General features: G+C 47.9%; 22 protein-coding genes and 1 tRNA gene. 16 read left to right on the top strand and 7 right to left on the bottom strand.

Features of this window, described 5'->3' with window-relative positions:
* Positions 1–43: 43 nt before the first annotated feature.
* Entirely contained in the window at positions 44–1189 is a 1146-nt protein-coding gene (locus ACFVU8_RS15980; RefSeq protein WP_175371209.1) for a response regulator, read from the bottom strand.
* A gap of 423 nt (positions 1190–1612) precedes the next feature.
* Here ACFVU8_RS15980 and ACFVU8_RS15975 point away from each other — a divergent pair, with 423 nt between their 5' ends.
* From ACFVU8_RS15975 to ACFVU8_RS15960, 4 genes are read left to right on the top strand one after another with little or no spacing between them, the layout of a single operon-like run.
* Positions 1613–2155: an RNA polymerase sigma factor gene (locus ACFVU8_RS15975; RefSeq protein WP_379201249.1), complete on the top strand. Its 543-nt coding sequence runs from the start codon at positions 1613–1615 to the stop codon at positions 2153–2155.
* Positions 2152–2601: an anti-sigma factor family protein gene (locus tag ACFVU8_RS15970; RefSeq protein WP_175371207.1), complete on the top strand. Its 450-nt coding sequence runs from the start codon at positions 2152–2154 to the stop codon at positions 2599–2601. The genes ACFVU8_RS15975 and ACFVU8_RS15970 overlap by 4 nt, the downstream gene beginning before the upstream one ends.
* A 55-nt stretch (positions 2602–2656) precedes the next feature.
* Entirely contained in the window at positions 2657–3154 is a 498-nt protein-coding gene (locus tag ACFVU8_RS15965) for a hypothetical protein (RefSeq protein WP_175371206.1), read from the top strand.
* A gap of 19 nt (positions 3155–3173) precedes the next feature.
* Positions 3174–4268: a LiaI-LiaF-like domain-containing protein gene (locus ACFVU8_RS15960; protein WP_387428376.1), complete on the top strand. Its 1095-nt coding sequence runs from the start codon at positions 3174–3176 to the stop codon at positions 4266–4268.
* A 167-nt stretch (positions 4269–4435) separates the two neighbouring features.
* Here ACFVU8_RS15960 and ACFVU8_RS15955 read toward each other — a convergent pair whose 3' ends face one another.
* The gene (locus ACFVU8_RS15955) at positions 4436–5416 is read right to left on the bottom strand and encodes an aldo/keto reductase (protein WP_175371204.1); all 981 of its coding nucleotides are present in this window, start codon (positions 5414–5416) and stop codon (positions 4436–4438) included.
* A gap of 239 nt (positions 5417–5655) precedes the next feature.
* On the opposite strand from ACFVU8_RS15955, the gene ACFVU8_RS15950 reads away from it, so the two are divergent.
* The 6 genes from ACFVU8_RS15950 to ACFVU8_RS15925 all read left to right on the top strand — a co-directional run bounded on the left by ACFVU8_RS15950 (position 5656) and on the right by ACFVU8_RS15925 (position 11804).
* Entirely contained in the window at positions 5656–5859 is a 204-nt protein-coding gene (locus ACFVU8_RS15950) for a hypothetical protein (protein WP_387428375.1), read from the top strand.
* Between the two features lie 298 nt (positions 5860–6157).
* The gene (gene leuB / locus ACFVU8_RS15945; RefSeq protein ID WP_175371202.1) at positions 6158–7240 is read left to right on the top strand and encodes a 3-isopropylmalate dehydrogenase; all 1083 of its coding nucleotides are present in this window, start codon (positions 6158–6160) and stop codon (positions 7238–7240) included.
* Positions 7241–7503: 263 nt separating this feature from the next.
* A complete protein-coding gene (locus tag ACFVU8_RS15940) occupies positions 7504–8043 on the top strand; it encodes a peroxiredoxin (RefSeq protein ID WP_066373272.1) in 540 nt (179 codons plus the stop codon).
* A gap of 173 nt (positions 8044–8216) precedes the next feature.
* Complete coding sequence (locus ACFVU8_RS15935; RefSeq protein ID WP_066373273.1) at positions 8217–8624, top strand: hypothetical protein; 408 nt, start codon at positions 8217–8219, stop codon at positions 8622–8624.
* A 381-nt stretch (positions 8625–9005) separates the two neighbouring features.
* On the top strand, positions 9006–10109 hold the full coding sequence (locus ACFVU8_RS15930) for an ATP-binding protein (RefSeq protein WP_379465352.1): 1104 nt from the start codon (positions 9006–9008) through the stop codon (positions 10107–10109).
* Positions 10110–10277: 168 nt separating this feature from the next.
* A complete protein-coding gene (locus tag ACFVU8_RS15925) occupies positions 10278–11804 on the top strand; it encodes a leucyl aminopeptidase (protein ID WP_387428374.1) in 1527 nt (508 codons plus the stop codon).
* Between the two features lie 108 nt (positions 11805–11912).
* On the opposite strand, the gene ACFVU8_RS15920 is transcribed toward ACFVU8_RS15925, so the two are convergent.
* The 4 genes from ACFVU8_RS15920 to ACFVU8_RS15905 all read right to left on the bottom strand — a co-directional run bounded on the left by ACFVU8_RS15920 (position 11913) and on the right by ACFVU8_RS15905 (position 14652).
* Positions 11913–12053: a hypothetical protein gene (locus tag ACFVU8_RS15920; protein ID WP_387428372.1), complete on the bottom strand. Its 141-nt coding sequence runs from the start codon at positions 12051–12053 to the stop codon at positions 11913–11915.
* 107 nt (positions 12054–12160) lie between these two features.
* On the bottom strand, positions 12161–12340 hold the full coding sequence (locus ACFVU8_RS15915) for a FeoB-associated Cys-rich membrane protein (protein WP_379465343.1): 180 nt from the start codon (positions 12338–12340) through the stop codon (positions 12161–12163).
* Between the two features lie 60 nt (positions 12341–12400).
* Positions 12401–14413, bottom strand: coding sequence for a ferrous iron transport protein B (gene feoB / locus ACFVU8_RS15910; protein ID WP_387428370.1), 2013 nt, complete (start codon positions 14411–14413; stop codon positions 12401–12403).
* On the bottom strand, positions 14410–14652 hold the full coding sequence (locus ACFVU8_RS15905; protein ID WP_379465340.1) for a FeoA family protein: 243 nt from the start codon (positions 14650–14652) through the stop codon (positions 14410–14412). Before ACFVU8_RS15905 ends, feoB begins: the two co-directional genes overlap by 4 nt.
* Before the next feature lie 186 nt (positions 14653–14838).
* Between ACFVU8_RS15905 and ACFVU8_RS15900 the strand changes: the two genes are divergently transcribed.
* The 6 genes from ACFVU8_RS15900 to ACFVU8_RS15875 all read left to right on the top strand — a co-directional run bounded on the left by ACFVU8_RS15900 (position 14839) and on the right by ACFVU8_RS15875 (position 21294).
* Positions 14839–15798 carry an aldolase catalytic domain-containing protein gene (locus ACFVU8_RS15900; RefSeq protein WP_175371195.1) on the top strand — a complete coding sequence of 320 codons (960 nt, stop codon included), beginning with the start codon at positions 14839–14841 and terminating at the stop codon, positions 15796–15798.
* A 251-nt stretch (positions 15799–16049) separates the two neighbouring features.
* Positions 16050–18176, top strand: coding sequence for a putative bifunctional diguanylate cyclase/phosphodiesterase (locus ACFVU8_RS15895; protein WP_387428368.1), 2127 nt, complete (start codon positions 16050–16052; stop codon positions 18174–18176).
* 86 nt (positions 18177–18262) lie between these two features.
* Positions 18263–18336, top strand: a tRNA-Gly gene (locus ACFVU8_RS15890).
* A 192-nt stretch (positions 18337–18528) separates the two neighbouring features.
* A complete protein-coding gene (locus tag ACFVU8_RS15885; RefSeq protein WP_387428367.1) occupies positions 18529–18954 on the top strand; it encodes a DUF1878 family protein in 426 nt (141 codons plus the stop codon).
* A gap of 265 nt (positions 18955–19219) precedes the next feature.
* Complete coding sequence (locus ACFVU8_RS15880; RefSeq protein ID WP_387428776.1) at positions 19220–20098, top strand: cation diffusion facilitator family transporter; 879 nt, start codon at positions 19220–19222, stop codon at positions 20096–20098.
* Positions 20099–21012: 914 nt separating this feature from the next.
* Positions 21013–21294 carry a hypothetical protein gene (locus tag ACFVU8_RS15875; protein ID WP_379465334.1) on the top strand — a complete coding sequence of 94 codons (282 nt, stop codon included), beginning with the start codon at positions 21013–21015 and terminating at the stop codon, positions 21292–21294.
* A gap of 116 nt (positions 21295–21410) precedes the next feature.
* Here ACFVU8_RS15875 and ACFVU8_RS15870 read toward each other — a convergent pair whose 3' ends face one another.
* Positions 21411–22766 (bottom strand): dipeptidase, encoded by a 1356-nt coding sequence (locus tag ACFVU8_RS15870; protein WP_379465333.1) that lies wholly within the window; start codon positions 22764–22766, stop codon positions 21411–21413.
* Positions 22767–22892 lie beyond the last annotated feature (126 nt).

Here is a 22892-nt window from a genome sequence, read left to right as displayed (position 1 = left end):
CGCTTCTTTGTATAGGACCGGAATCAGCATCAGTTCGTTTTCTCTACAACTGTTTCAGGTTGTGTAGCTTCCAGTCGGAATACCAGCGTTCAATATTGGACGGCATTTCGGTGCTGAGATCATCCTTTAGCAGTTCGTTGAGAGCTTTATATTGCTCCTCCACCGCAAAACGTTCTCCAATACTGTCATAGACCTTCATCAGCCCCAGATGTCCTTGTTCAAAATAGGGCTGAAGCTGGACAATCCGTTGGTAGACGGTCACAGCTTCAGGAATTCGCCCACTGCCAATATAGTAATCGGCGGTCCCAATGGCATGATGCAACCAAATAGTCCGAAGCCGCTGTCGTTCGCTTTCCGCCCAGAGATAATCGTAGTCCCCATAATAATCTCCAGAATAAAGATCGAACAACCGTTGATGATCATTGAAATTGCTATCGTCGATGGGATCAAGCGTAAGAATACCGTTTTCCCACTGGACGGAATCAATCAGCATCGAACCGCTCTCCAGGGTATAGCCCTCACCACCACTGACATTGTTAATCAGCAGCTCGATACCGGCCTGCCTCAAGCATTGCCTAACCTGATAGATTGTAGTATAGAGATGGGTTGAAGCTTTTTTAAGATTAAAGTCGGGCCACAGCATATCTATCAGCGTATCTTTACTAACAAAACGGTTACGGTTATGGAGCAGAAGAGCGAACAGTTCCTGTGCCTTGTTGGTCCGCCAGCGAATTGTGTTCAGGGGTACGCCTCCCCGTTCAAAACGCAGAGAAGGAAAGCAGCGGACCATGAGCGTATCCGAGGGAATTACCTGCTTGGTCACTCGTTGTGTACGTTCCTCCAAACGACTTATTGTCTTTAAAAGCCGGTCACGGATAACTGGCTTCAGTACATAGTCCAATGCGTTGACTTCAAACGCTTCCAAGGCATAATTGTTGTAAGCTGTCACAAATACGATATCAGCCTCAGGGGTATGCTCATGCATGATTTCTGCAGCCTGCAGGCCGTTCATCTCCGGCATATCAATATCCAGAAAAATAACGTCCGCATTCCATTTTCCGGCTTCTTTGACCGCTTCCACAGGGTCCGTATATGTGGCCACTACATTCACTGTTCCTAGTTCTTTAAGCATATGCTCCAATTTCATCAAGGCCAGCCGCTCATCGTCCACTAGTATTGCCTGGATCATTACTATCCCACCACTCAGACTTAGTTTTATCTTGCAAGACAGTACTACTGAATTAGATTCAATTTCCGTATATAAAAGAGTTCGTTGTTAATGGAGTTTCTGTCTGCTACCTGCACAAAAAACGCAAAGCTGACATGCGATTTCCATACTTTCCCTATCCGCTAGTAAGAATCGTTCCTTCTCAATGTACAAATAAGCGACCACAAGTTCAAGTTCCCACTCAAAAAAAATTCAGTATTCAGGAGACTGAAGCTTTAATTCGACAAAAAAGGCATCATTCCCTCTATAATGGTAATGACTTGTTCTATAGATGATTGGAAGAAGCCAGTTGTTTGGTCCCAAATTAAAAAATAATGTGAAAAGATTGCAGGGAAACCGCGCTGCCGGGCGTCTAACTAAAAGAAGCAGGAGGAGGGGAGACAACTGGAAGAGGCGGAGTGGATATCCGCTGTGCTGAGAGGCGAACATCAAATGTTTGGACATTTGGTGGAACGTTATCAGGGCATGGTGTACAGAGTATGTATTAAGATTACAGGAGAAGCCGAGTCCGCCAAGGATATGGCCCAGGAGGTTTTCATCAAAGCCTACAAAGCGCTCCCCTCCTTTCGGGGACAATCCTCCTTCTCCACTTGGCTATACAGAATTGCTTACAGAACCTGTCTGGACTGGAAACGGGCTAACGACAGGGAGTGGCGGCACCGCAGTATGGCTGAGTACACAGAGAATGATTGGGTGACGTCGCAGACACCAGAGCACGCAGCGCTTCGTAAAGAAGCATCTGCTGAACTGGATGAGAATTTGAACAGCCTAGCGGAACCGTACCGGTCGGTTGTGCAGCTCTACTATTTTCAGCGACACTCCTATCAGGAAATTGCCGAGCAGCGGGGTGTTTCCGTCAAAACAGTGGAATCACAGCTGTATCGTGCCAGACAGATGATGCGCAAACAAGGGGAGGAATGGCGATGAATTGTGCAACAGTTAAAGAATGGATGCCGCATTATATAGACGGTCAGCTGTCTCCTGAGATGGAGCTGAGCATCAGGTTGCATATCGAGTCCTGTCCCGATTGTGCCCAGTGGCTGGAAGAAGCCAGGGAAATGTCAGCTTTGTGGACCGATATGGAAGCCTGGCTGCCGGGTACAGAGGAGCCCATGGAGTATCCCGATTTGAAAACAGATGTGATGGCTCATATTGAATCGCTAGAAGCCGAGCGAAGAGAGCGTACGATTACAGGAACGCTCGCAAGACGACGGTTCGCGCCCAAAACTTCTTGGATGCACTATGGTCTTGCGGCCTGCTTGACGTTCCTGCTGCTCCAGCTCGGTGTCTTTGAGAATTTGGCTTACGGAATCACGGAGATCAACGGGCATGTGTCAACCTCGGTGAATTCATGGTTCAGAGCCAATAAATAACGAATGATCTGCAATCACTAAGATTAGTACATTACAAATTATGGGAGGATATTGTATGATTAGAAAGAGACGCTGGCTTACCTTTTTTCTGGCGATGGTTCCAGGGGTCGGTCACCTTTACCTAGGGTTCAAAAAACAGGGCCTGCAGTTTATGATCGGAGCATCCATCTGCATCATCTGCATTCCGTCTGAACCGATGATTTTTCCATTCGCCTTGGCGGCATTATGGTTCTATCAGTTATTTGATGCGCTGCAAAAAGCCGCTTGGATGAAGATTGCAGCAGCAGAGCATGAACGAATGATGTTCCAGCCGGATGCCTTCGGCGCTCCGTGGACGATGGATCTGCATGCAATGCCGGGATACCCGCAGGATGATATGAACCCGGCCTGGGTAGGGATTGGCTGTGTTGTTGGCGGCATTCTGCTACTGATGATTACAGCGTTTCCAGGACTTTGGGACATTCTGTCAGAGATCAATTTCGGCACGATTCTACTCTCGCTGGTGCTGATTGGCTACGGGCTGAAATTGCTCAAGAGTAATACAAGAGCCTAAGAAACGGGGAGTTGTGTCAATGAGTAGATGGAAAATCGGAAGTTTCACCGCAGCGATCGGCTGTATCGCGGTTGGCGCTATTATTGCGTTGGCCCAGTATGGTATGTTGAGCTACGCTGCCTTGGGCTTTTTATGGCCCGCCTTGCTGATTCTGTTCGGTCTGGAGATGCTGCTTAGACTCTTTATCCGCTCAGATGCCAAGAGCCGTGTAAGCGGGTGGGCTATTGTTTTAATCATTCTTCTCGTTGCTGCAAGCGGAGGTCAGTCTCTTTATGCTGGAGGTTCGCTGGGTGGATTGTTCGGCAATAATCAGTTGGTTGCGATGAGCGGAACGGCAGAGGCGGGCTCTGAGGTCAAGGCGGTCAGGATTGAGCTGCCGAATGGCAAAGTAACTGTAAAGGGAGAAGCAGAGAAGGCCGAGGTTCAATATGAGGGAAGCCTGCTGCTTCCCGGTGATTCAGAAAGTGAAGCGAAGAGTAACCTGGACAAGAAATGGGAGATCATAACCCAAGGGGATACATTGGTTCTTAGGCTGGCTGGCAACAATAACTGGCTTTCCAATATACAGTTTGGCTTCTATAGCAAAGGCCCCTATCTGAATGTGAGTGTGCCGCAGAATCTGTCCGTAGAAGTGATCACCAGCGACGGCTCTATTGAGGCATTCGGACTTCAGTCTGGTTTGACGGTGGATACCTCCAACGGGGCGATGAACCTGCATGATATTGCTGGCGGCTTGACAGCCCATTCCAGTAACGGATCGATTACGGTGAAAAATATTCAGGGCGAAGTAGATTTGGCCAGCTCCAACGGATCGATGACGCTTGATAAAGTGGATGGAGCCCTGACTGCCAAGAGCAGCAACGGCAAAATAACGGTAAACTCCGGGGTAACCGGGGATTGGAGACTGACAACGAGCAATGGCTCCGTTGTCATGGGAATACCAGAAGCTACTGATGCCACTATCTCCGCGGACACCAGTAACAGTTCACTTAAAGGCAATGTGAATTGGGAACGCAGCAGCGATACCAGCGGTACGGCTAAAGTCGGAAAAGGTACTTATAAAGTTACTATCTCTACAAGCAATGGTGGTATCACCGCAGATACAACAGAATAGTAGAGCCAATGTTAAAGGGAGCTGTCTCTACCGGCGCAAGACCGGGGAGGGACAGCTCCCTTTGTGAAGTAGTTCTGCTTACAGATATCGAGTTAAAATGCGATCAGATTCATTGCTTACCGTACAGCTTTCTGCTCTTACCATGTATTATAAGTTATTACTAGGGATTACCAGGCGTAGGCTTTCGGAGCTTCCCCGCCCGGACCAGGGAAGATTTCGTCGAGACGTTTCAGTACAGACTCGTCCAGTACGATTTCCAGGCTGCGCAGTGCGCTTTCGAACTGCTCCAGCGTGCGCGGTCCAATGATCGGTGCGGTGACCGCCGGATTGGCCAGTAGCCAAGCCAGGGCAATATTGTCTTGTGGCTCACCCAGTTCTTGGCTCAGCCCGGCAAATGCCTCAAGCTGGCTCTTGTATTGCTCTACGCGCTCCGTATTGCCACCACTGCGGCTGCCTTCAATCTTCTTAAGGGCGTTGCGTCCTAGCAGGCCGCCGTCCAGCGGGCTCCAAGGGATGATCCCAAGGCCAAGACTTTGCGAAGCTGGCAGTACCTCAAGCTCCGGCAGGCGGCAGGTAAGGCTGTATTTATGCTGCTCGGAGACAAGCCCCAGGAATCCGCGGGCCTTAGCTTCCTGTTGGGCCACAGCGATGTCCCAGCCAGCAAAGTTGCTGGAGCCGACATAATCGATTTTACCCTGGCTCACAGCCAGCTCAAAGGCACCCCACAGCTCGTCCCAGGACACGCTGCGATCCACATGGTGCATCTGGTACAGCTCGATGTGATCGGTCTGAAGACGCTTCAGGGAGCCTTCCAGATGACGGCGGATTTTGTATGCGGAGAGGCCAGCTTCATCATTAGGACCGTCCAGCTTGTCGCTCATGGAGCCATAGGCTTTGGTCGCCAGGACAACCTTCTCACGGCGTCCCCCACCTTGCTTGAACCAGCGGCCGATAATGGTCTCTGTCAGGCCGGAGTTTTCGCCCCATCCATAAATGTTAGCGGTATCAAAAAAGTTGACTCCTGCATCCAGCGCGGCGTCCATGATCCGGAATGCTTCTTTTTCATCGGTAGACGGGCCAAAATTCATTGTTCCCAGACAGAGGCGGCTAACCTTCAGGCCTGATTTACCAAGTTTAGCGTATTGCACGGTGTAATCACTCCCTCAATGATTTTGTAATAGGACGAAACCGGTTGCTTTTTCTTTTACTTATTAAGTGTAACCAACTTCTGGGTCAAGAGCAAATGTATGAGGGAACATTTATACATGAGCTATGTTATACCCATTGAGCTGTGAAACTAACAATAATGAAGCTCATTTACAAATTGTTACAGATCGAGTACAGTCATGATATTCATAGAAATTAATACTTCAAAGGGGGAGTTGAAATGTCGAGTACATCGGGAGGATTATTTTTATTAAATGGACTAAGTGTATTCGGTGTGTTGCTATGGCTGGTTACGCTTGGAATGGGTCTGTATGCCTTTGTACTCTTTGTGAAGCTTGCCCGCAGAGGTATAACAGCACTTGATCTGTACATTTATGACAAGACGATTGGCAACAACCGATCAAGGAATGGCGACGGACTATGAAGCTGAAACGGCTCAACAGGTAAAGTGAAATCTAGGAGTAAATCTTTCTATATAAGTACAATGGAAAGAAGTATGGAGAGAACAGCGGCCGAAAGTCCAAACATTCCACCGTAGTGACGACCGAGTCTTACGTTAGGATCTTAAGTTCATCTTTATATATTTGAAAAGAGTAACCCTATAGGATATACCTATAAGATCAATAGAATTTATATCTTTGTTGTTTACTGTCCGTTATGATACAACAATAGAAAGAAGAACTATGTCTGTGTGACTGCAGACCACTTGAGGAGTGACTGGAATGAGCGAGGTTAAGAAGATTGCGGTAATCGCAGGGGATGGAATCGGACCTGAGGTTGTGGCTGAAGCGGAAAAAGTATTGAAGGTAACAGAAGAAGTGTTCGGCTACAAGTTTGAAACGGAGCATGCGCTATTCGGCGGCATCGCCATTGACGAGAGAGGCACACCGCTTCCAGAAGATACACTGCAAATCTGTCGCAGTGCAGATGCTGTATTGCTCGGTGCTGTAGGCGGACCGAAGTGGGATAATAACCCGAAAGAGCTGCGCCCGGAAACAGGGCTGCTGGGTATTCGCAAAGCCCTTGGATTGTTCTCCAATTTGCGTCCGGCTAACGTTTTTGATTGTCTGAAGGATGCGTCCACATTGAAACCGGAAGTGCTGGAAGGCACAGACCTCATGGTTGTGCGCGAGCTGACAGGCGGCATTTACTTCGGGGACAAGCTTCGCCGTCAAGGTGAGCATGGCGAAGAAGCAGTGGATACCTGCGTATACAATGTTACAGAAGTTGAGCGCATCGTACGCCAGGCGTTCGAAATTGCCGGCAAACGCCGCAAGAAGCTGGCCAGTGTAGATAAAGCCAACGTTCTTGAGACTTCGCGCCTGTGGCGTGAGGTTGTAAACAGAGTGGCTCCTGAATACCCGGACATCGAGCTGGAGCATGTACTGGTAGATAACTGCGCGATGCAGCTTCTGCGTCGTCCGTCGAGCTTCGACGTTATCGTTACTGAGAACATGTTCGGAGATATCCTGAGTGATGAAGCAGCTATGCTGACAGGTTCAATCGGAATGTTGGCTTCCGCTTCCATGGGCGAAGGCAGCTACGGCCTCTACGAGCCGGTACACGGCTCCGCGCCTGATATCGCAGGCCAAGGTCTTGCCAATCCAATTGCGACCATTCTGTCTCTGGGCTTGATGTTCCGCCTGACCTTCGGTTATGAAGATGCAGCGGATGCGATTGAAGCGGCAGTAGCGGAAGTGCTGGATGCGGGTCACCGTACAAGCGATATCGCTGTAGATAAGAGCCAAGCGATCAGCACCACGCAGATGGGCGACCTGATTGCAGCGGCTATCCGCAAAGCCTAAAGAATCGTTACAACCCGTCGCTGATCTCATTTTGAATCGGGAAGCATGTACTGAAACGTCACAAAAAGTTGCTTATTTATAATTATTATAAAAAAATAATGAATGTAATATTGACTTTGATTTTGTGCGATGATACCATTTGGTATGTAGCAGTAAGACAGTAACTGTCCATCAAAATTCAAGAAAGACACCGGCTTCCTGATTTTCTTCGGAAATCATGCAGACTTGTTGTTTTTCTTACATAATCAAGGGAGGAATAAGCAATGGCAGAACGTTTGGTAGGTAAACCGGCTCCGGATTTCACTTTGGAGACTGTATCGGGTGATGGTAAGGATTTCGGAAAGGTTAGCTTGTCCGATTATCGTGGTAAATGGCTTGTATTCTTCTTTTATCCACTAGATTTCACATTTGTATGCCCAACTGAGATCACAGCTCTTAGCGATGCTGCAGCTCAATTTGCGGCGCTTGACACTGAAATTTTGGGTGCCAGCACTGACTCGATCCACAGCCACAAAGCATGGATCAACACACCTAAGGATTCCAATGGCCTTGGCCAATTGAACTTCCCGCTTGCAGCTGACCTTACGAAGAAGGTTGCCAAAGATTACGGCATCCTGATCGAAGAAGAAGGTATCGCTCTGCGTGGTCTGTTCATCATCGATCCTGAAGGCGAACTGAAATATCAAGTTGTTAACCACAATGATGTAGGCCGCAGCGTGGAAGAAACGCTTCGTGTGCTTCAAGCACTGCAATCCGGCGGATTGTGCGCAATGAACTGGAAACCAGGCGACAAGAACTTGTAATCCGTTCATTCAGCATTGTGATCTTTGATAGCTGACAAGGACCTCCTTGCGGGATTTTTCCCGACAAGGGGGTTTTTTGCTCCAAATCGTTTGTATTTTTATAAAAGAAGCGTAATACAATACAATAATACGTAATTCACAAATATCGGATCATCCAAGGAGGGTGAACAATCATGAGCTTTTGCTGTGGAGCGAGTATGGTAGGAACAACGGGAACCCTAAAACATTATCGCACGCAAGTCCATAATGTTCCCCTGCTTTTTTGCCCGGTGTGCCACCGGGTTGAGGTACATTACAAGGTTGAGAATGAATATGAAATTCTTGCGGAATATGCGCATGGCGATGGTGTAACGGATGTGGATTTCCAGGATTACGTCATGGAGGACGAAGAAGCGGTCTTCGAGAATGTCGTGAATGTCGAGAGTGAGGACCCTCTGGCGATTGTCCGCAGTCAAATTGACATGGCGCTTGACCTGCTTGCTTTTGCCAAGCAGATTCAGGATGCCAAATGGGAACGTGAATTGAAGAAGCGACTGGCAGTTATGAGCCAGCGCCGTCACCGTCTTCAGCAAAAAGCATAGAACGACAAGTTGCTATTTCATGAAAAAGAGCCTCTGCTGCTGTAGAGGTTCTTTTTTATGTCAAAATCGCTCTGTATGTCGTTATTAATGTAAAATCAGGAACGTGTGTACCCTTTCATTATGCTGCTTCGGGACTAAATTTAACTTTATTGAGAAAAATACTATGTCTTATGTATCATTTTATGATTATTTTTACTATTCGACAGTTTCTCTGATTGCGTTGTCTTCTCTACTTGGATATGATTGGAATATAGTTGAAACGGTTGGATAATAAAGAACGATTACCGAATGTTCTGGCGTCTTCGTCATATACTCAAATACATAGTCATTTGATGTCGTTGAGCGCTTCGTCATTTGCAGTAGAAGGGGGAACTTCGTATCGTGATAAGCCAATTTCAAGAAAGCTTGCATTTAACGGCAAGAACGTTTCAATCAGGAATGTTGGACACGACTTTTGAGGATGTTCTGGAGCACATTGACAGTGGGATCATGCTTTTTGACGAAGAGGGAGTTCTTAGCTTTGTGAACAAGCAAATGTACGGGATGCTGGACCTGCCGCGTAGTTCGTTGGTTGGATGCACGATGTCTCATCTGCTGGCCCATGTTCAGCTAAGCCGCTTCAAGAAGAAGCTAATACTACGTACTTACCGTGAGACGGTCTACAAGGGGAAATCAAGTTATGAATATATTGATGAATTCGGCCGTTATTGGAGAGTTACTCTATCCTCGGGGGAACAACTGAAAGGCTCTTATCTATTTACGGTAAAAGAAATCTCCGATTACAAGCTGATCGAGCAAACCGCCTACCAAAATGACAATCTTGCTATGTTGGGCAAGCTGTCAGCGTCCATCGCCCATGAGATCCGCAATCCTCTGACCGCAATCCGCGGCTTTATCCAATTGCTCCGTCCACACCTGCACCAACTCGGCAAAGAAGAGTATGCCAGAATTATACTGGCCGAAATTGACCGGGCGAACGATATTATACATGAATTTCTGACCTCCTCCAAACCTTCTGTACCTCAAGTCGGAATGATTTCAGTGTCTGCATTGCTTAAAGAAGTTGTGCTTTTGACTGAGAGTGAGGCTCTAATGAAGGGCTGCCAGATCAATCTCCACCAACTTCAAAACGACCTGATCATATCTGTGGATGTGAAGCAAGTGAAGCAGGTGGTTCTGAATATGATAAAAAATGCAATGGAAGCGATTACAGACCGGATGGACAGTGATATGGGTAAAATCGAGATCGGCGCACGGAGGGAAGGAGCAGAGGTCCGCATTTTTATTTCCGACAACGGTAAGGGGATGGACATCCTCACCTTGGACAGGTTGTTTAGCCCGTTCTTCACCACCAAGGAGAATGGGACGGGACTTGGACTGTCGGTTAGTGACCGGATTATTAAAAATCATGGGGGATGCATTTCCGTCAACAGCCGATTGAATGAGGGCACGCAGTTTGTAATTTCGCTGCCTCTGATTCAATAGTAGACCTGTATAGGGTATGTTGCTTCAATTATTAGTTCCATAGCAGGAAAAGACAGGTTGATATTTTGTCAGGTTGAGAGCCCAGATCCCTCACCTTACAGGAGATCAGCCTGTTCTGTGTTACAATAAAATCTTAGACTTCTGGGAACGACAGATGGAGGGACTATAATGAATATTGAATGGAGCAGTGGAAGACTGACCGATTCCGCAAAGGCCAATGCCCTTGTGCTGATGATTTCGGAGTCAGAAGCTCAGCATGGCGGTGTATCCGCAGAATGGGACAGACGGTTGCACGGATTGAACAAGGCGGGATTGTTTGAAGGTAAGGTGAATCAGACTTACGCGTTGCCGCTGGAAGATCATCCGGCTTGTTCTTTGGCCATTTTGACTGGAGTTGGGGCTGGTCCTCTTGATAAATCAGACTTACGGCTGTGGGCGGCTCAGCTTGTCCGTACAGCGATCAGATTGAAGATGCAGCGAGTGATCCTGCAATTGCCGCAGGACTTCGCTCTGCGCGCAGCAGGGTTGTCGGACATGGAGGCTGCACAAGCGCTGAGCGAAGGCTTTATACTAGGGGCTTACCGCCGGAAGCATTATAAGCTGGATCAGTCCCAGTTCGGTATAGATCATCTGTTGATCCATCAGGAGGGTGAGGCAGAAGAGGAGAGAGCGGCTGGTTGGAGAGAAGGGCTTGAACGAGGGCAAGCCTTTGGTGAGGGCACGAATCTGGCACGTGACTTGACGAATACGCCGGGCAATCTGTTGATTCCGTCTGATCTGGCCGTTGCGGCTATTGCTGTAGCAGAACGATACGGTTTTCCGGCAGAGGTACTGGATGAGCAGGAGATCGCAAGAAAGGGTATGGGTGGTTTAATCGCTGTGGGCAAGGGCAGCGTTAATCCACCTCGAATGATCGTAATCCGCTATCAGGGCACGGGGGAGTGGGAGAATGTCATCGGGCTGGTCGGCAAAGGCATCACCTTCGACACAGGAGGGATATCCCTGAAAAGGGCGCCCGGCATGGAGGACATGATCAGTGATATGGGCGGCGCCGCTGCGGTACTGGGCGTTATGGAGGCGCTGGGGCGTCTGCGTCCGCCCATCAATGTAGTGATGGCGATTCCTTCGGCGGAGAATATGCCGGCAGGAAATGCATTCAAGCCGGGTGATATCGTCACCTCCTACAGCGGACGAACCATCGAGGTGCTCAATACAGATGCGGAAGGACGAATTGTACTGGCAGACGCGCTCACCTACATTAGGGAATGGGGAGCGGAGCGCATTGTGGATGTGGCAACCCTGACAGGGGCGGTACTGTCTACGCTGGGCGATATTGCTACTGGTGCTGTAACGAACAATGAAGCCCTGCTAGAAGAGATTATGGCGGCAGGTGACAGTGCCGGTGAAAAGATATGGCAGCTTCCGGCATATCCCGAATTTCGGGATATGCTCAAGAGCGAGGTAGCGGATATCCGCGGCAGTGCGGGAAGATATGGCGGCGCAACGACCGCCGGACTGTTTATCGGCACCTTCGCCGAAGGTCTACCCTGGGTGCATCTTGATATTGCCGGAACGGCGTTCCTGGCAAGAGAACGAGGGGTCAATCCTAAGGGGGCATCAGGCGTTATGGTCCGCACGCTTCTGGAATGGCTGCTTAGCCAGGCATTGCTGCCAAAGGCCGGCGCGACAGATTAGAACAGTAAGCAAGAGTACAACAAGCTCACTTCAGATAGAAAAGGCAGTGCCTCCCGATTTGTCGGGAAAGCACTGCCTTTGTTCTGTTCTTAACGGATCTATCCAAAATCAATTGCCGGATCTTCGTGAACGAATTTGCTCGGCAACGGATTGAATGCCGTCCATCAATTTGTCTCTGGTCTTTTTATTCCGCAACAGATATACAGCTCCTAATGCCGCGGTAGTAAATAACGTTCTTTTGGCACCCATCGTGTGCACCTCCTCGGTCTAGTCTGCAGTCTGTGTATAACAAAAACATACCCGTGACCGAAGATAATTAAACCAAGATATTAATGGAAACCAGCCCTCCGTACGGCTCAGTGTTTGCCTTTGGCGCTTTCTCCCCCACAGGAGAACGGGGAGTCAAGCGAAGCTGCAGCACAGGTCTTGCCTTTGTCACAGCCGGCACAAGCGCCTTGTTTTCCCTTCTGCACATGACGGTAGATCATCCAGCCTGAGTAGCCGAATACAAGCCCAATGATGATAACGTTGATCATGTTTTTTGCCCCGCCTTCTACCGCTGTTCGCGGTTCGATTAATCTGACAAATCTCTCAGCTTACGACCACCCAAACAGCCTTCCGCTCTGAAAAACAAGAAACGATACGGTGTAGGCCAGTACCAGGCAATAGCCCATGGAAAAGAACGTCCACTTCCAGGAATTTGTCTCCTTCTTGATCACACCGACAGTAGCCAGACATGGAATATAGAGCAGAATAAAGATCATGAAGCTGATGGTGCTCAGTGGTGTGAACACTTGTGAAATCTGGTTTTCCAGCCCGGTAGTATCCGGGGCATGATAGATGATGTTCATGGTGGAGACTACAACTTCTTTAGCCAAAAAACCGGGAACCAGTGTGGATCCTGCCTGCCATGTGCCAAAACCGAGCGGCGCCAGCAGTGGAGCGATCAGACCGCCGAATTTGGCAAGATAACTGTCATCCATCGCGACATCGAATCCACCAGGTCCAGCATAGGAGACCAGCCAGATGATAACAGAACCCGCCAGAATGATGGTTCCGGCCTTGCGCAAAAAGCCTTTACCCTTCTCCCATGTGCTGCGCGACAGGGTCTTGATCTGCGGCATCCGATAAGGAGGCAGCTCAATCATGAAGACAGAGGACTCATTTTTAAAGAGGAGCCTGGAGAATATTTTACATAGTATCAACGCAAAGACAATGCCTAGAACATACATCGACAGCACAGCAAAGGCTTGCCGTTCCGGGAAAAAGACTGCTGCAAACAGCGCATACACCGGGAGTCGTGCAGAACAGGACATCAGTGGCATAAGCAGCGTGGTCAGCATCCGGTCCTTTGGCTGTTCAATGCTTCGTGCGGCCATGATGGCCGGTACGTTACAGCCAAATCCGATGATAAAAGGAATAAAGGCTTTACCGTTTAGCCCCATCCGTTCCATGGTACTGTCCATCAGCAGACATACCCGAGCCATGTAGCCGGAATCCTCAAGAAACGAAATGATCAGGAACAGGATAAAGATCTGTGGAACAAATACAATCACACCACCAACTCCGGCAATGATGCCATCAACGATCAGCGCATGTGTAAAATTGGACGCCCCGAGGAATCCTAGCAAGGAATTGGCACCTTCGCTGATAGGCCCCGAGATCAGTCCGTCCACGAGATCAGACAACGGGCCACCGACCCAATCGAAGGTAGTCTTGAACAAGGCATACATGATAAAGATAAATAACGGTAGTCCCCAGAAGCGATGCGTTAGCAGGGCATCCAGTCTTTCGGTGAGGTTATGCGGCTTCTGGTCTGCTCTGTCCAGCACTTCCAGGCATAACGAGCGAATATAGTCCATCCGGACCGAACGGAGCCACTGGGGCAGCGTCAAGGCTAGATTCTTTCGTTGCAGCTCGCTTTGACAGGCATCGCCAAGCTTCACTAACTTGCTGATATCCATACGGGTTTTCAGGAAATCTAAGACAACGGGATTCTGTTCCATCAGTTGTAGAGCTATCCAGCGGTGGTTCGGCAAATCCTTCATAGGTTGCAGTTCCAGCTCTATCGAAGAAATGGCTGCTTCGGCAATTTCACCGTAATGAAGCTTGAAGCGGACAGGCGGGATGTCGGCGGATTGCCCAAGAAGACTCAGAATTTCTTTGCATCCCTTGCCGGTTCTCGCTACCAGCGGAAGCACAGGAATACCAAGCCTGTCCTGCAAGACCTCGGAGTTGACATGAATGCCGCGTGCTGTAGCCACATCAATCATGTTCAGACCCAGCACGGCAGGTTTGCCGTATTCAAGCAGTTGGAGCGTAAGCAACAGGTTACGCTCCAACTGGGAGGCATCGACAATATTAATCAGTGCCTCCGGCGATTCTTCAATCAGATATTGGGCAGCCACGCCTTCATCACGGGAGAGAGGGTGGAGTGAATAAATTCCGGGCAGGTCGATGAGCTTGCCTGCGCCGTTCTTGAGACTGCCGACTTTTTTCTCGACGGTTACACCCGCCCAGTTCCCTACATATTCGTAGGAAGCAGTCAACGTATTGAAAAGAGAGGTCTTGCCGGTATTGGGATTGCCGACCAGTGCGATAGCGCTCATGAGAGGTTAACCTCTATTCTGGAAGCTTCCTTCCGGCGGATGGCAAACAGTTGACCGTTGCATTCCAGGGTGATGGGTCCCAGAAAGGGACCTTTTCCTTTAAGCCGGATACGGACACCCTCCAGAACGCCAAGATCGGCCAGACGCCGACGGAGGATGGGATTGATGCCTTCTATTTTATGAATGGAACCGGTAGAGCCGGTTGGCAGTTGAAGCAGAGAACAGAGGTGCAGAGTCATAAGAACCCTCCATAAGATACTGATAATCAATCTCAGTTGTCTTTTTCTGTAATGTAGCATGATTCATGGGCAAACTCTGTGATTTTCGTCATTGTTGCCTGTAGGAAAATATCTTTACATTTTATTCTTCATTAAAGTATTATTGAACGATAATCCATGATTGCATAGTTGAAGGGAGAACGAATCGTGAAGACTAATCAGAGCAAAATCGTCGATTGCACCATCCGCGACGGAGGTCTAGTGAATAACTGGGATTTCAGTGTGGAATTTGTTCAACAATTGTACGCCGGCTTGAATGAAGCAGGTGTTGATTATATGGAGATCGGGTACAAGAATTCGCCCAAATTGCTGAAGGGTGCCGAAGGCGCTGGCCCTTGGCGTTTCCTAGACGATGACTTCCTGCGCAAAGTAATCCCGCAAAAAGGGCACACGAAGCTCTCTGCGCTCGTTGATATCGGCCGTGTGGATGAGAATGACATTTTGCCCCGCAGCGAGAGCATGATCGACCTGATCCGCGTGGCTTGTTACAGCAAAGATGTAGACAAGGCGCTGCAATTGGTACAGACCTTCCATGATCTTGGTTATGAGACCACTATCAACATTATGGCGCTGTCCAATGTGATGGAGAACGAATTGTTGGAAGCCTTCGAACTGATTAACGAGAGCGTTGTTGATGTAGTGTACATCGTAGATTCCTACGGCAGCCTGGATCACAATGATATGAAGTACCTGGTGGACAAGTTCAAGACACATCTTCCGAACAAACGTCTGGGCGTTCATACACACAACAACCTGCAGCTGGCATTCTCCAATACGCTTGTAGCTGCTGAGAACGGCGTGGAACTGCTGGATGCTTCTTGCTACGGTATGGGACGTGCAGCGGGGAATTGCCCGACAGAACTGCTCGTGACTCACTTGAAAAATACAAATTACAAACTTCGCCCGGTGCTGGACGTTGTGGAACGCCTGATGATTCCACTGCGTGAAAAAGAGGAGTGGGGCTATATCATTCCTTACATGATCACCGGTACGCTTGACGAGCATCCCCGCTCAGCCATGGCTCTCCGTTCATCGGAAGACAAGGACAAATCGGTAGATTTCTATGACAAGCTCACGACACCGGAAGTTACCTTTGGGGAAAAATAAACGGCAGCTTTCGCTATAAGCACTGACCCCGCTTTGGGGAAGGTGCTTTTTTTTGCGAAATGATAAATCCATCTTCGTTAACATGCAAAAATATAGGTAGAAGAATGGGGATACCTGTCGATAACACTTTTTTATTGTCGAAAGAACGCTGTAACTTTATAGACCCAACCAACCGATATTTATAAATAGGGTAAAAAAATCCATTCCATTAGATATGAATATAGATATCATTTTTTGGACGCGAGGGACTTATGAGACAAGAAGAGAAAAAAACAATTCGTGCGGCTATACTGGGGGCGCTGCTGTTCCTTCTGATTCAGATTTTTCATTCATCGTTAAATCTGGATGAGGACTGGTCCTTGCTGGCAGCGTTATACCTTATTGCAGGCTGCTGCAGTGTTGCTTTCGGGTTTGCAATTTTTGCACAGGGCTGGCTATTTTTCTCGAACAGATTGTCCAAAGCGAGACTCTACGCCTCTGCGCTATTTTTAGGAGTGTGCATCTTTGATTTCCTGCATACGCTCAGCTTTGTCGGCATTCCCTGGATATCTTCCTACATAAGCTCTGATGAATCATTGTGGCTGCTGACCTCATCGCGTCTGGCCAGTGCCCTTGGCATCCTGTTTATTTTTAGCAGAAAAGCTCCTGCCGTCTCTTATTCTCATAAAAGCAGAGTGTTTCGGGTGTCTCTTGTGCTTATTGTGCTGTCCCTGAGTGTATTTTTTTTCGGAAGAACTATATTCCCTCAACTGCTGACGGATGCCGGTGAGAGCACGTTGAAACAAATTGTAGATATTGCCGTGCTTGTTCTCTATTTGATCGGCGTGGTCGCTATACTCTTTCCAGACAAGCAGGAGAAATCCGCATCCTTGTTGATCATCATCCGGGCGCTGATTTTCTTCGCTCTTGGGCAAACGTTCTATATGTATCCTCTTCATCTCGGCGATGTGGATTATCTGTTCGGGATGATCTGTGGAGTCGTGGCCTATTATTTCCTGCTTACCGGGGTTTATCGGCTGACGATTGAAGAGCCCTTCCATGAGAAACAGCAGATTGAAGCCCGGATCAATTATCTGGCCTTTCATGATGACCTGACGGGACTGCCGAACAGGCGCCGTCTGATGCAGCGCGTAGAAGAAATGATCAAGAACACGAACAAGGACGAGGCCAGGAGTCTCTCCGCAGTCGCCATCTTGAATATTAATCATTTTAAAAATATCAATGACTCTTTGGGTCATTTTGCCGGGGATCTGCTTCTCCAGATGGTTTCCCAGCGTATCAGTTCCGAGGTCAAGTCCCATGAAGAGCTCTTTAGCATGGGAGCAGATGAGTTTGCTTTTCTGATGAAGGAGAAGTCCAGCCTGGAGGACAGTCTGGTTCGGGCCAGGGAGCTGCTGGGGCTGTTTGAGACGCCGGTTAATCTTGAATCGAGTGAATATCATATTTCCCTGAGTCTGGGCCTAAGCATTTACCCGGGGGATGGAGAGACGGCTGAACAATTGATCCAGAATGCGGATACGGCCGTGCATAATGCTAAGGAGCAGGGCGTAGATATAAGGCGCTACATACCGGCTATGCAAATGAAGGCCAAGGAGCGGTTGAAGCTGGAGAATGATCTGCGGAGAGCCTTGGAGCGGGACGAATTTTATCTGGTTTACCAACCACAGGTAGAGCTTGAAACGGAAGAAATTGTGGGCATGGAGGCGCTGCTGCGCTGGAATCACCCTAAGCGCGGGCTGGTCTCCCCGGCCGATTTCATACCGATTGCGGAAGAGAGTGGGCTCATTGTACCGATAGGGGAATGGGTGCTGCGGACAGCTTGCCTGCAAAATAAAAAATGGCAGGAGGCTGGCTACCGGCCCATCTGCGTATCCATTAACTTGTCGATGCGCCAGTTCCTGCAGCCCAACCTGGCCGGCAAGATCGGCAGCATTTTATCAGAAATCGGGCTGGACCCAAGTTATGTGGATCTTGAGATTACGGAGAGCATGACTCTGGACAAGGAGACAGCATTCGAACAGCTAAAACGGCTCAAGGAGCTTGGTGTGTTCATCAGTATTGACGATTTCGGCACAGGCTACAGCTCTTTGCATTACCTCAAGAATATGCCGATTGACCGGCTGAAGATCGACCGCTCCTTCGTGGCCGAAGTGATGGAGGATAGCAACAATGCGGCTATCGTCTCGACCATTACGTCCATGGCCCACCACCTGAAGCTCAAAGTCACCGCCGAAGGCGTCGAGAATCAGGAGCAGCTGCAATTCCTGCGCCAGCAGCGCTGCCATGAGGGGCAGGGCTTTCTGTTCAGCAAGCCGATCCGGGCGGCGGAGTTCGAGGTCTCTTTTCTCCAGTCCTCGATGCTGGGTATGCCGCACTGATTCCATAAATTTCAACTTAGGCATATCCAAGTATTGCATTTCAGGCTAAAGAATGATAAGATATCTCTTGTATTAAATTTTCTGTTGCGGGTGTAGTTCAATGGTAGAACTTCAGCCTTCCAAGCTGATAGCGTGGGTTCGATTCCCATCACCCGCTCCAATATTAAATTACCCAAACCCTTGCGCTGCAAGGGTTTTTTTGTTGCGCATATGGCGATATTGTCAGCTTACCTTTAGTGTTTTTGCTTAATATTCTCAATTCCACATATTATAAATAGAACGCATTAAATATTACAATGTAATTTCTCTGAAATAGACTCAGGCGAATATTTAAAATAAAGGTGGAGATTCAATGAGCATTGAAGAACAACTGGAGCTTCTGAGATATCAGATCAAACTAATGAGAACGGTGGTTGCCTCTGATGAATATCCTTATTTCATGTTCTTGCTCGATCATGATTTCACGGAGAAGCAAACCCGATCATTAAATGATGTATTGTACATTTTAAACCGGCGGCTTTCAGAGCAAACTGCGGAAAGAGATGAGCAACTGGATATCTTTCATCGGGAGAAGATAGAGGATATAAAAAGACGCAATGAACTATTTTCAGTTCCTGACGATTACTTGCTAAAGGGTTCTGCGCCAACATTTGAGGAATTTGCATCACTTGTGAAATTAATAGCGCCGATCGATGTTAACCCACTGTACCTTATAAAGTCACTCCAGAAGCAAGAGATGTATGTTACTCTTTGTGAACATTTGTTAAATACGAAATAAGGACAAGGGCTTGCAGCTTCAGAGGGCAGGCTCTTTTTGTACACATATATTTGAATGGAGAGTCAGCGATTATGTCATTTTTCTGTGACACAGTGCTGTCTGATAAGTCTTTATTTTCAAAGGAGTATTGCTTATTTTCTTTCCCATTGGAAAAACTTTAAATTAGGGCATACTTCATTGTGGTTTCACAACAAGGTTTCTCTAGACCCACTCGCTATTTGTCTGTTAAGTTTTACTTAATCCTGGAAAAAAGGTTGTGAAGCTCTTGAATGGTTCGAAGACGGCTTTCCTATCTGTGCTTAGCAACACATTCATTGTTTCGTTAAAACTTGTTATCGGAATAGTTACAGGGTCTGTAGCCATTATTTCGGAAGCGATCCATTCCGCGCTGGATTTGGTTGCTTCGTTGATTGCTTTTATTTCGGTGCGGATTTCGGCGCGTTCTGCGGATAAAGGCCACCCTTATGGCCACGGTAAAGTAGAGAATATCTCAGGCACAGTTGAAACGTTACTTATTTTTGTAGCTGGGATCTGGATTATTTATGAGTGTGTGCATAAAATAATGAACCCGACGGAAATCGCACTTCCCTTCTTGGGAATCCTTGTTATGGTTGTCGGGGGTGGCGTCAACTTTGTGGTTTCTCTGAAGGTTAAGAAGAAAGCCGAAGAGCTTCATTCTGTGGCGATGAAATCAAATGCGCTGCATCTGCTTACCGATGTTTTCACATCTTTGGGCGTTGCATTCAGTTTATTATTGGTTACCCTCACGGGATGGACGATACTGGATCCGGTAATCGGGATTGTTTTGGCCCTGTACATTATGAGAGAAGCCTTCAAGCTGCTCAAGGAATCATTTCCTCCTTTGATTGATGCGCGATTAGCTGAGGAAGAGGAGAATGAAATTATGCGTCTCATTGAATCCTTCCAAGAGAGATATATTGAGTTTCATGATTTTCGCACCCGCAGATCGGGTCCGGAAGAGTATGTGGATTTCCACCTGGTAATCCCTTCCACGATGGATGTTAAAACTGCGCATCAGCTATGCGACGAAATTGAACAAACCATTAAAGCAACATTCGTACGTGCCCAGGTGATGATTCACATTGAACCAGAGCATGAAAGGTTGGCCGGCCAACCACTTTAATTTAGAGACAGCTTCCAGTTTAAACGCTGAGACAATACCGTCTTAAGCTCTACCGCCTGTTCATAATGACTGGTCCATCTGACGAATAACGTGCTCTATAAGACGAACGTAAGAACTGAACATAAGAACTGAACATAAGAACCAAACGTAAGAACTGAACGTAAGAGCCAAACGTAAGGCTCAGTCGTCACTACTTCGGAATGTTTGGATTTCCGGCTGCTGTTGTCTCCAGATTTCTTTCTATTTGTACACCTATTTGCAGTTGAAGTTTGGAGACAGCCCATCTTCCGCTGCGGGCTTTCCTTCGGAAAGTTTTTTGGCGTTCGCTACCGCTCCTACAGTTCCCAATTTCCCCTTTTGTTCCTTCTCGCTTTTTGTTACTTTTTTTGTTCGGCTTATATAGTAGTTAAGAAAATAGAGCTTATATAAGAAGTATCGAATTAATTAATGGCATTTTTGTACCTTAAATCGTCTGCAGCCAAGAATTAGTGGAGATTAAGTGCAATATTGTACCTTAAATCTTCCAGAATCCCCGTCTAGCGTACATTTTTGAAAAAATAAGATACAATAATGCCCTTACTTACCTCATTTGCCTATATTGGAGAAAAATAAGGTACAAAAATGCCGTTAGTTGGAGAGTTTGCTGCTCTTTTTAACTTAAGATGACTGGTGAAGGGAAATATATCGCCTCTAGCACTTGAAATTTGTCGACAGTCTATGTTCCGGTGCTGGCTCCTATGGAAAGCTTTCAGGTTAGAGCTTTGCGACTACAGCTCCAAACGTCCCCTTGCTCCGAATGGATTGAACGGGGAAATAGTAGTGTTTAGTATTTACACATTGTTCCAAAAACGCTAAAATAGAGTCTTGAATGATGTGCCCCTGCCAATTAAAGGAATGAATCTAGGAGATATACGATGAAAAACAAATATTTAACCTTACTGATAGCCCTACTTACCCTAATTTTGGTCTTCGGACAACCTGGTTACATTGATGCGCAGAATGGTAACGTAATTGATAGTGAAACCAGAGATAGACTGACAGAACAATATGGGCTCGAACAGCCAGAAATTTCACATAGTAGTGGAATTGATATTGGCATAAGTGATCCTGTCCCATTCTTCATTACCATATCTAAAATTGCTGTGAATCCATATGCTTATATGGTCCAAAAGCTGATACATCATTGGGTTTACTGAGGGGATAAGCTCCCGAAGTACATATGATTCTGAAGTACATATGATCATTCACTTCGTTATCGCAAAAAAAAGCCCGGCCTCTTTTAATGGGAGGTCGGGCTTTAACGTTATTGTCCTTATACTGTTTTCAAAAACTCAACAATGGTCAGCAGACCTTTATCGAAGTTCTCCAGGTTGAAATGCTCATCTGGTGCATGCAGGTTCTCGTCGTCAAGGCCAAAGCCCATCAATACCACCGGCGCTTCCAGTACGCGGGCGAAGCTCTCCATGATTGGAATGGAGCCGCCGTCTTTGGTGAATAGCGCCCGGGTTCCGTACACTTTACCGTAGGCATCAGCTGCGGTTTGCAGAATCGGATGTGAAGGATCACTATTGAAGGCGCGTGCCTTCTCCATTTGCTTCACATGAACCTTCGCACCAGCTTGAATGTTAGCCTTCAGGTGAGCCTCGATGACATCAAGTGCGTGCTGAGGATCTTGGTCACCTACGAGACGGCAAGTGATTTTGGCATGTGCCTCTTTAGGGATGACCGTCTTGCTGCCTTCGCCTTGGAAGCCGCCGTATACACCGTTCAGTTCAAGCGTAGGACGAGCACCAATCCGCTCTACGAAGCTATATCCTTCTTCGCCGTACAGCGAATCCAGTCCAAGTCCTTCTCTGATCTTGTTCTCGTCTACGCCCTGCTTGGCGAACTCTTCGCGAAGTAGCGGGGACAATTCCGGAACACCTTCGTAGAAGCCTTCAACCGCAACGCGGCCCTTATCGTCATGGAGGCTAGTCAGCAGCGATACGAGGGCATGCAGAGCATTCGGAACGCCACCACCGTACGAGCCGGAGTGCAGATCGGTCAGGGCAGTCGTTACAGTGACCTCCAGCGAGCAGAGACCGCGTAGTCCTGTGCAGATAGCCGGGCGGCCGCGCTCAAGCAGAGAGGTATCCGAGACAAGCACGGCATCTGCTGCGAGCTTTTCTTTGTTAGCTTCGAGGAATGGTGGGAGATGTGCACTGCCGATCTCTTCTTCGCCCTCGATGCAGAGTTTGATGTTGACCGGAAGGGTGCCTTCTTCCTTCAGGATGGCCTCGATTGCCTTGATGTGCAGGAAGACTTGACCTTTATCATCTGTTGCTCCACGGGCAAACAGCTTGCCATCGCGGATCTCCGGTTCAAAAGGCGGGGTCGTCCACAAGTTCAGCGGATCTACCGGCTGTACATCATAATGGCCGTAGACCAGGACGGTCGGTTTGCCCGGCGCATGAAGGTAATCGGCATATATGACAGGGTGTCCGGCAGTGGGATGAAGCTCAATGTTCTCCAGCCCGGCCCGTTTCAATGTATCGAGCAGCCAGTGTGCCGCCGCCAGAACATCATCCTTGTGCGCAGACAAGGCAGAGATGCTGGGAATGGTAAGCCACTGCTTTAACTCATCGAGATGTGCCTCCCGGTGAGTTTGAAAATAAGATTCGTATGACATAGTGATATGTACCTCCTTAAAATGTATGCCCGCACGACGGGCTTAAGGTCTAGCCAGAGGGTCAGTCAACCAAAAGTCTAGTCTTTACTACCGTTCTTAGAATGCGTGCTACAGGAAACATTATAC

It is taken from the genome of Paenibacillus sp. NPDC058177 (genome assembly GCF_042883835.1).
Lineage (GTDB): Bacteria > Bacillota > Bacilli > Paenibacillales > Paenibacillaceae > Paenibacillus_AQ > Paenibacillus_AQ agri.
This window is presented reverse-complemented; position numbering and strand designations above follow the sequence as displayed.

Coding starts and splice junctions, on each gene's coding strand:
- ACFVU8_RS15895 (WP_387428368.1), top strand. CDS start 16,050: ATGAGACAAGAAGAGAAAAAAACAATTCGTGCGGCTATACTGGGGGCG.
- ACFVU8_RS15905 (WP_379465340.1), bottom strand. CDS start 14,652: ATGACTCTGCACCTCTGTTCTCTGCTTCAACTGCCAACCGGCTCTACC.
- ACFVU8_RS15980 (WP_175371209.1), bottom strand. CDS start 1,189: ATGATCCAGGCAATACTAGTGGACGATGAGCGGCTGGCCTTGATGAAA.
- ACFVU8_RS15970 (WP_175371207.1), top strand. CDS start 2,152: ATGAATTGTGCAACAGTTAAAGAATGGATGCCGCATTATATAGACGGT.
- ACFVU8_RS15965 (WP_175371206.1), top strand. CDS start 2,657: ATGATTAGAAAGAGACGCTGGCTTACCTTTTTTCTGGCGATGGTTCCA.
- ACFVU8_RS15920 (WP_387428372.1), bottom strand. CDS start 12,053: ATGGGTGCCAAAAGAACGTTATTTACTACCGCGGCATTAGGAGCTGTA.
- ACFVU8_RS15875 (WP_379465334.1), top strand. CDS start 21,013: ATGAAAAACAAATATTTAACCTTACTGATAGCCCTACTTACCCTAATT.
- ACFVU8_RS15925 (WP_387428374.1), top strand. CDS start 10,278: ATGAATATTGAATGGAGCAGTGGAAGACTGACCGATTCCGCAAAGGCC.
- ACFVU8_RS15935 (WP_066373273.1), top strand. CDS start 8,217: ATGAGCTTTTGCTGTGGAGCGAGTATGGTAGGAACAACGGGAACCCTA.
- leuB (WP_175371202.1), top strand. CDS start 6,158: ATGAGCGAGGTTAAGAAGATTGCGGTAATCGCAGGGGATGGAATCGGA.
- ACFVU8_RS15885 (WP_387428367.1), top strand. CDS start 18,529: ATGAGCATTGAAGAACAACTGGAGCTTCTGAGATATCAGATCAAACTA.
- feoB (WP_387428370.1), bottom strand. CDS start 14,413: ATGAGCGCTATCGCACTGGTCGGCAATCCCAATACCGGCAAGACCTCT.
- ACFVU8_RS15950 (WP_387428375.1), top strand. CDS start 5,656: ATGTCGAGTACATCGGGAGGATTATTTTTATTAAATGGACTAAGTGTA.
- ACFVU8_RS15870 (WP_379465333.1), bottom strand. CDS start 22,766: ATGTCATACGAATCTTATTTTCAAACTCACCGGGAGGCACATCTCGAT.
- ACFVU8_RS15915 (WP_379465343.1), bottom strand. CDS start 12,340: ATGATCAACGTTATCATCATTGGGCTTGTATTCGGCTACTCAGGCTGG.
- ACFVU8_RS15960 (WP_387428376.1), top strand. CDS start 3,174: ATGAGTAGATGGAAAATCGGAAGTTTCACCGCAGCGATCGGCTGTATC.
- ACFVU8_RS15940 (WP_066373272.1), top strand. CDS start 7,504: ATGGCAGAACGTTTGGTAGGTAAACCGGCTCCGGATTTCACTTTGGAG.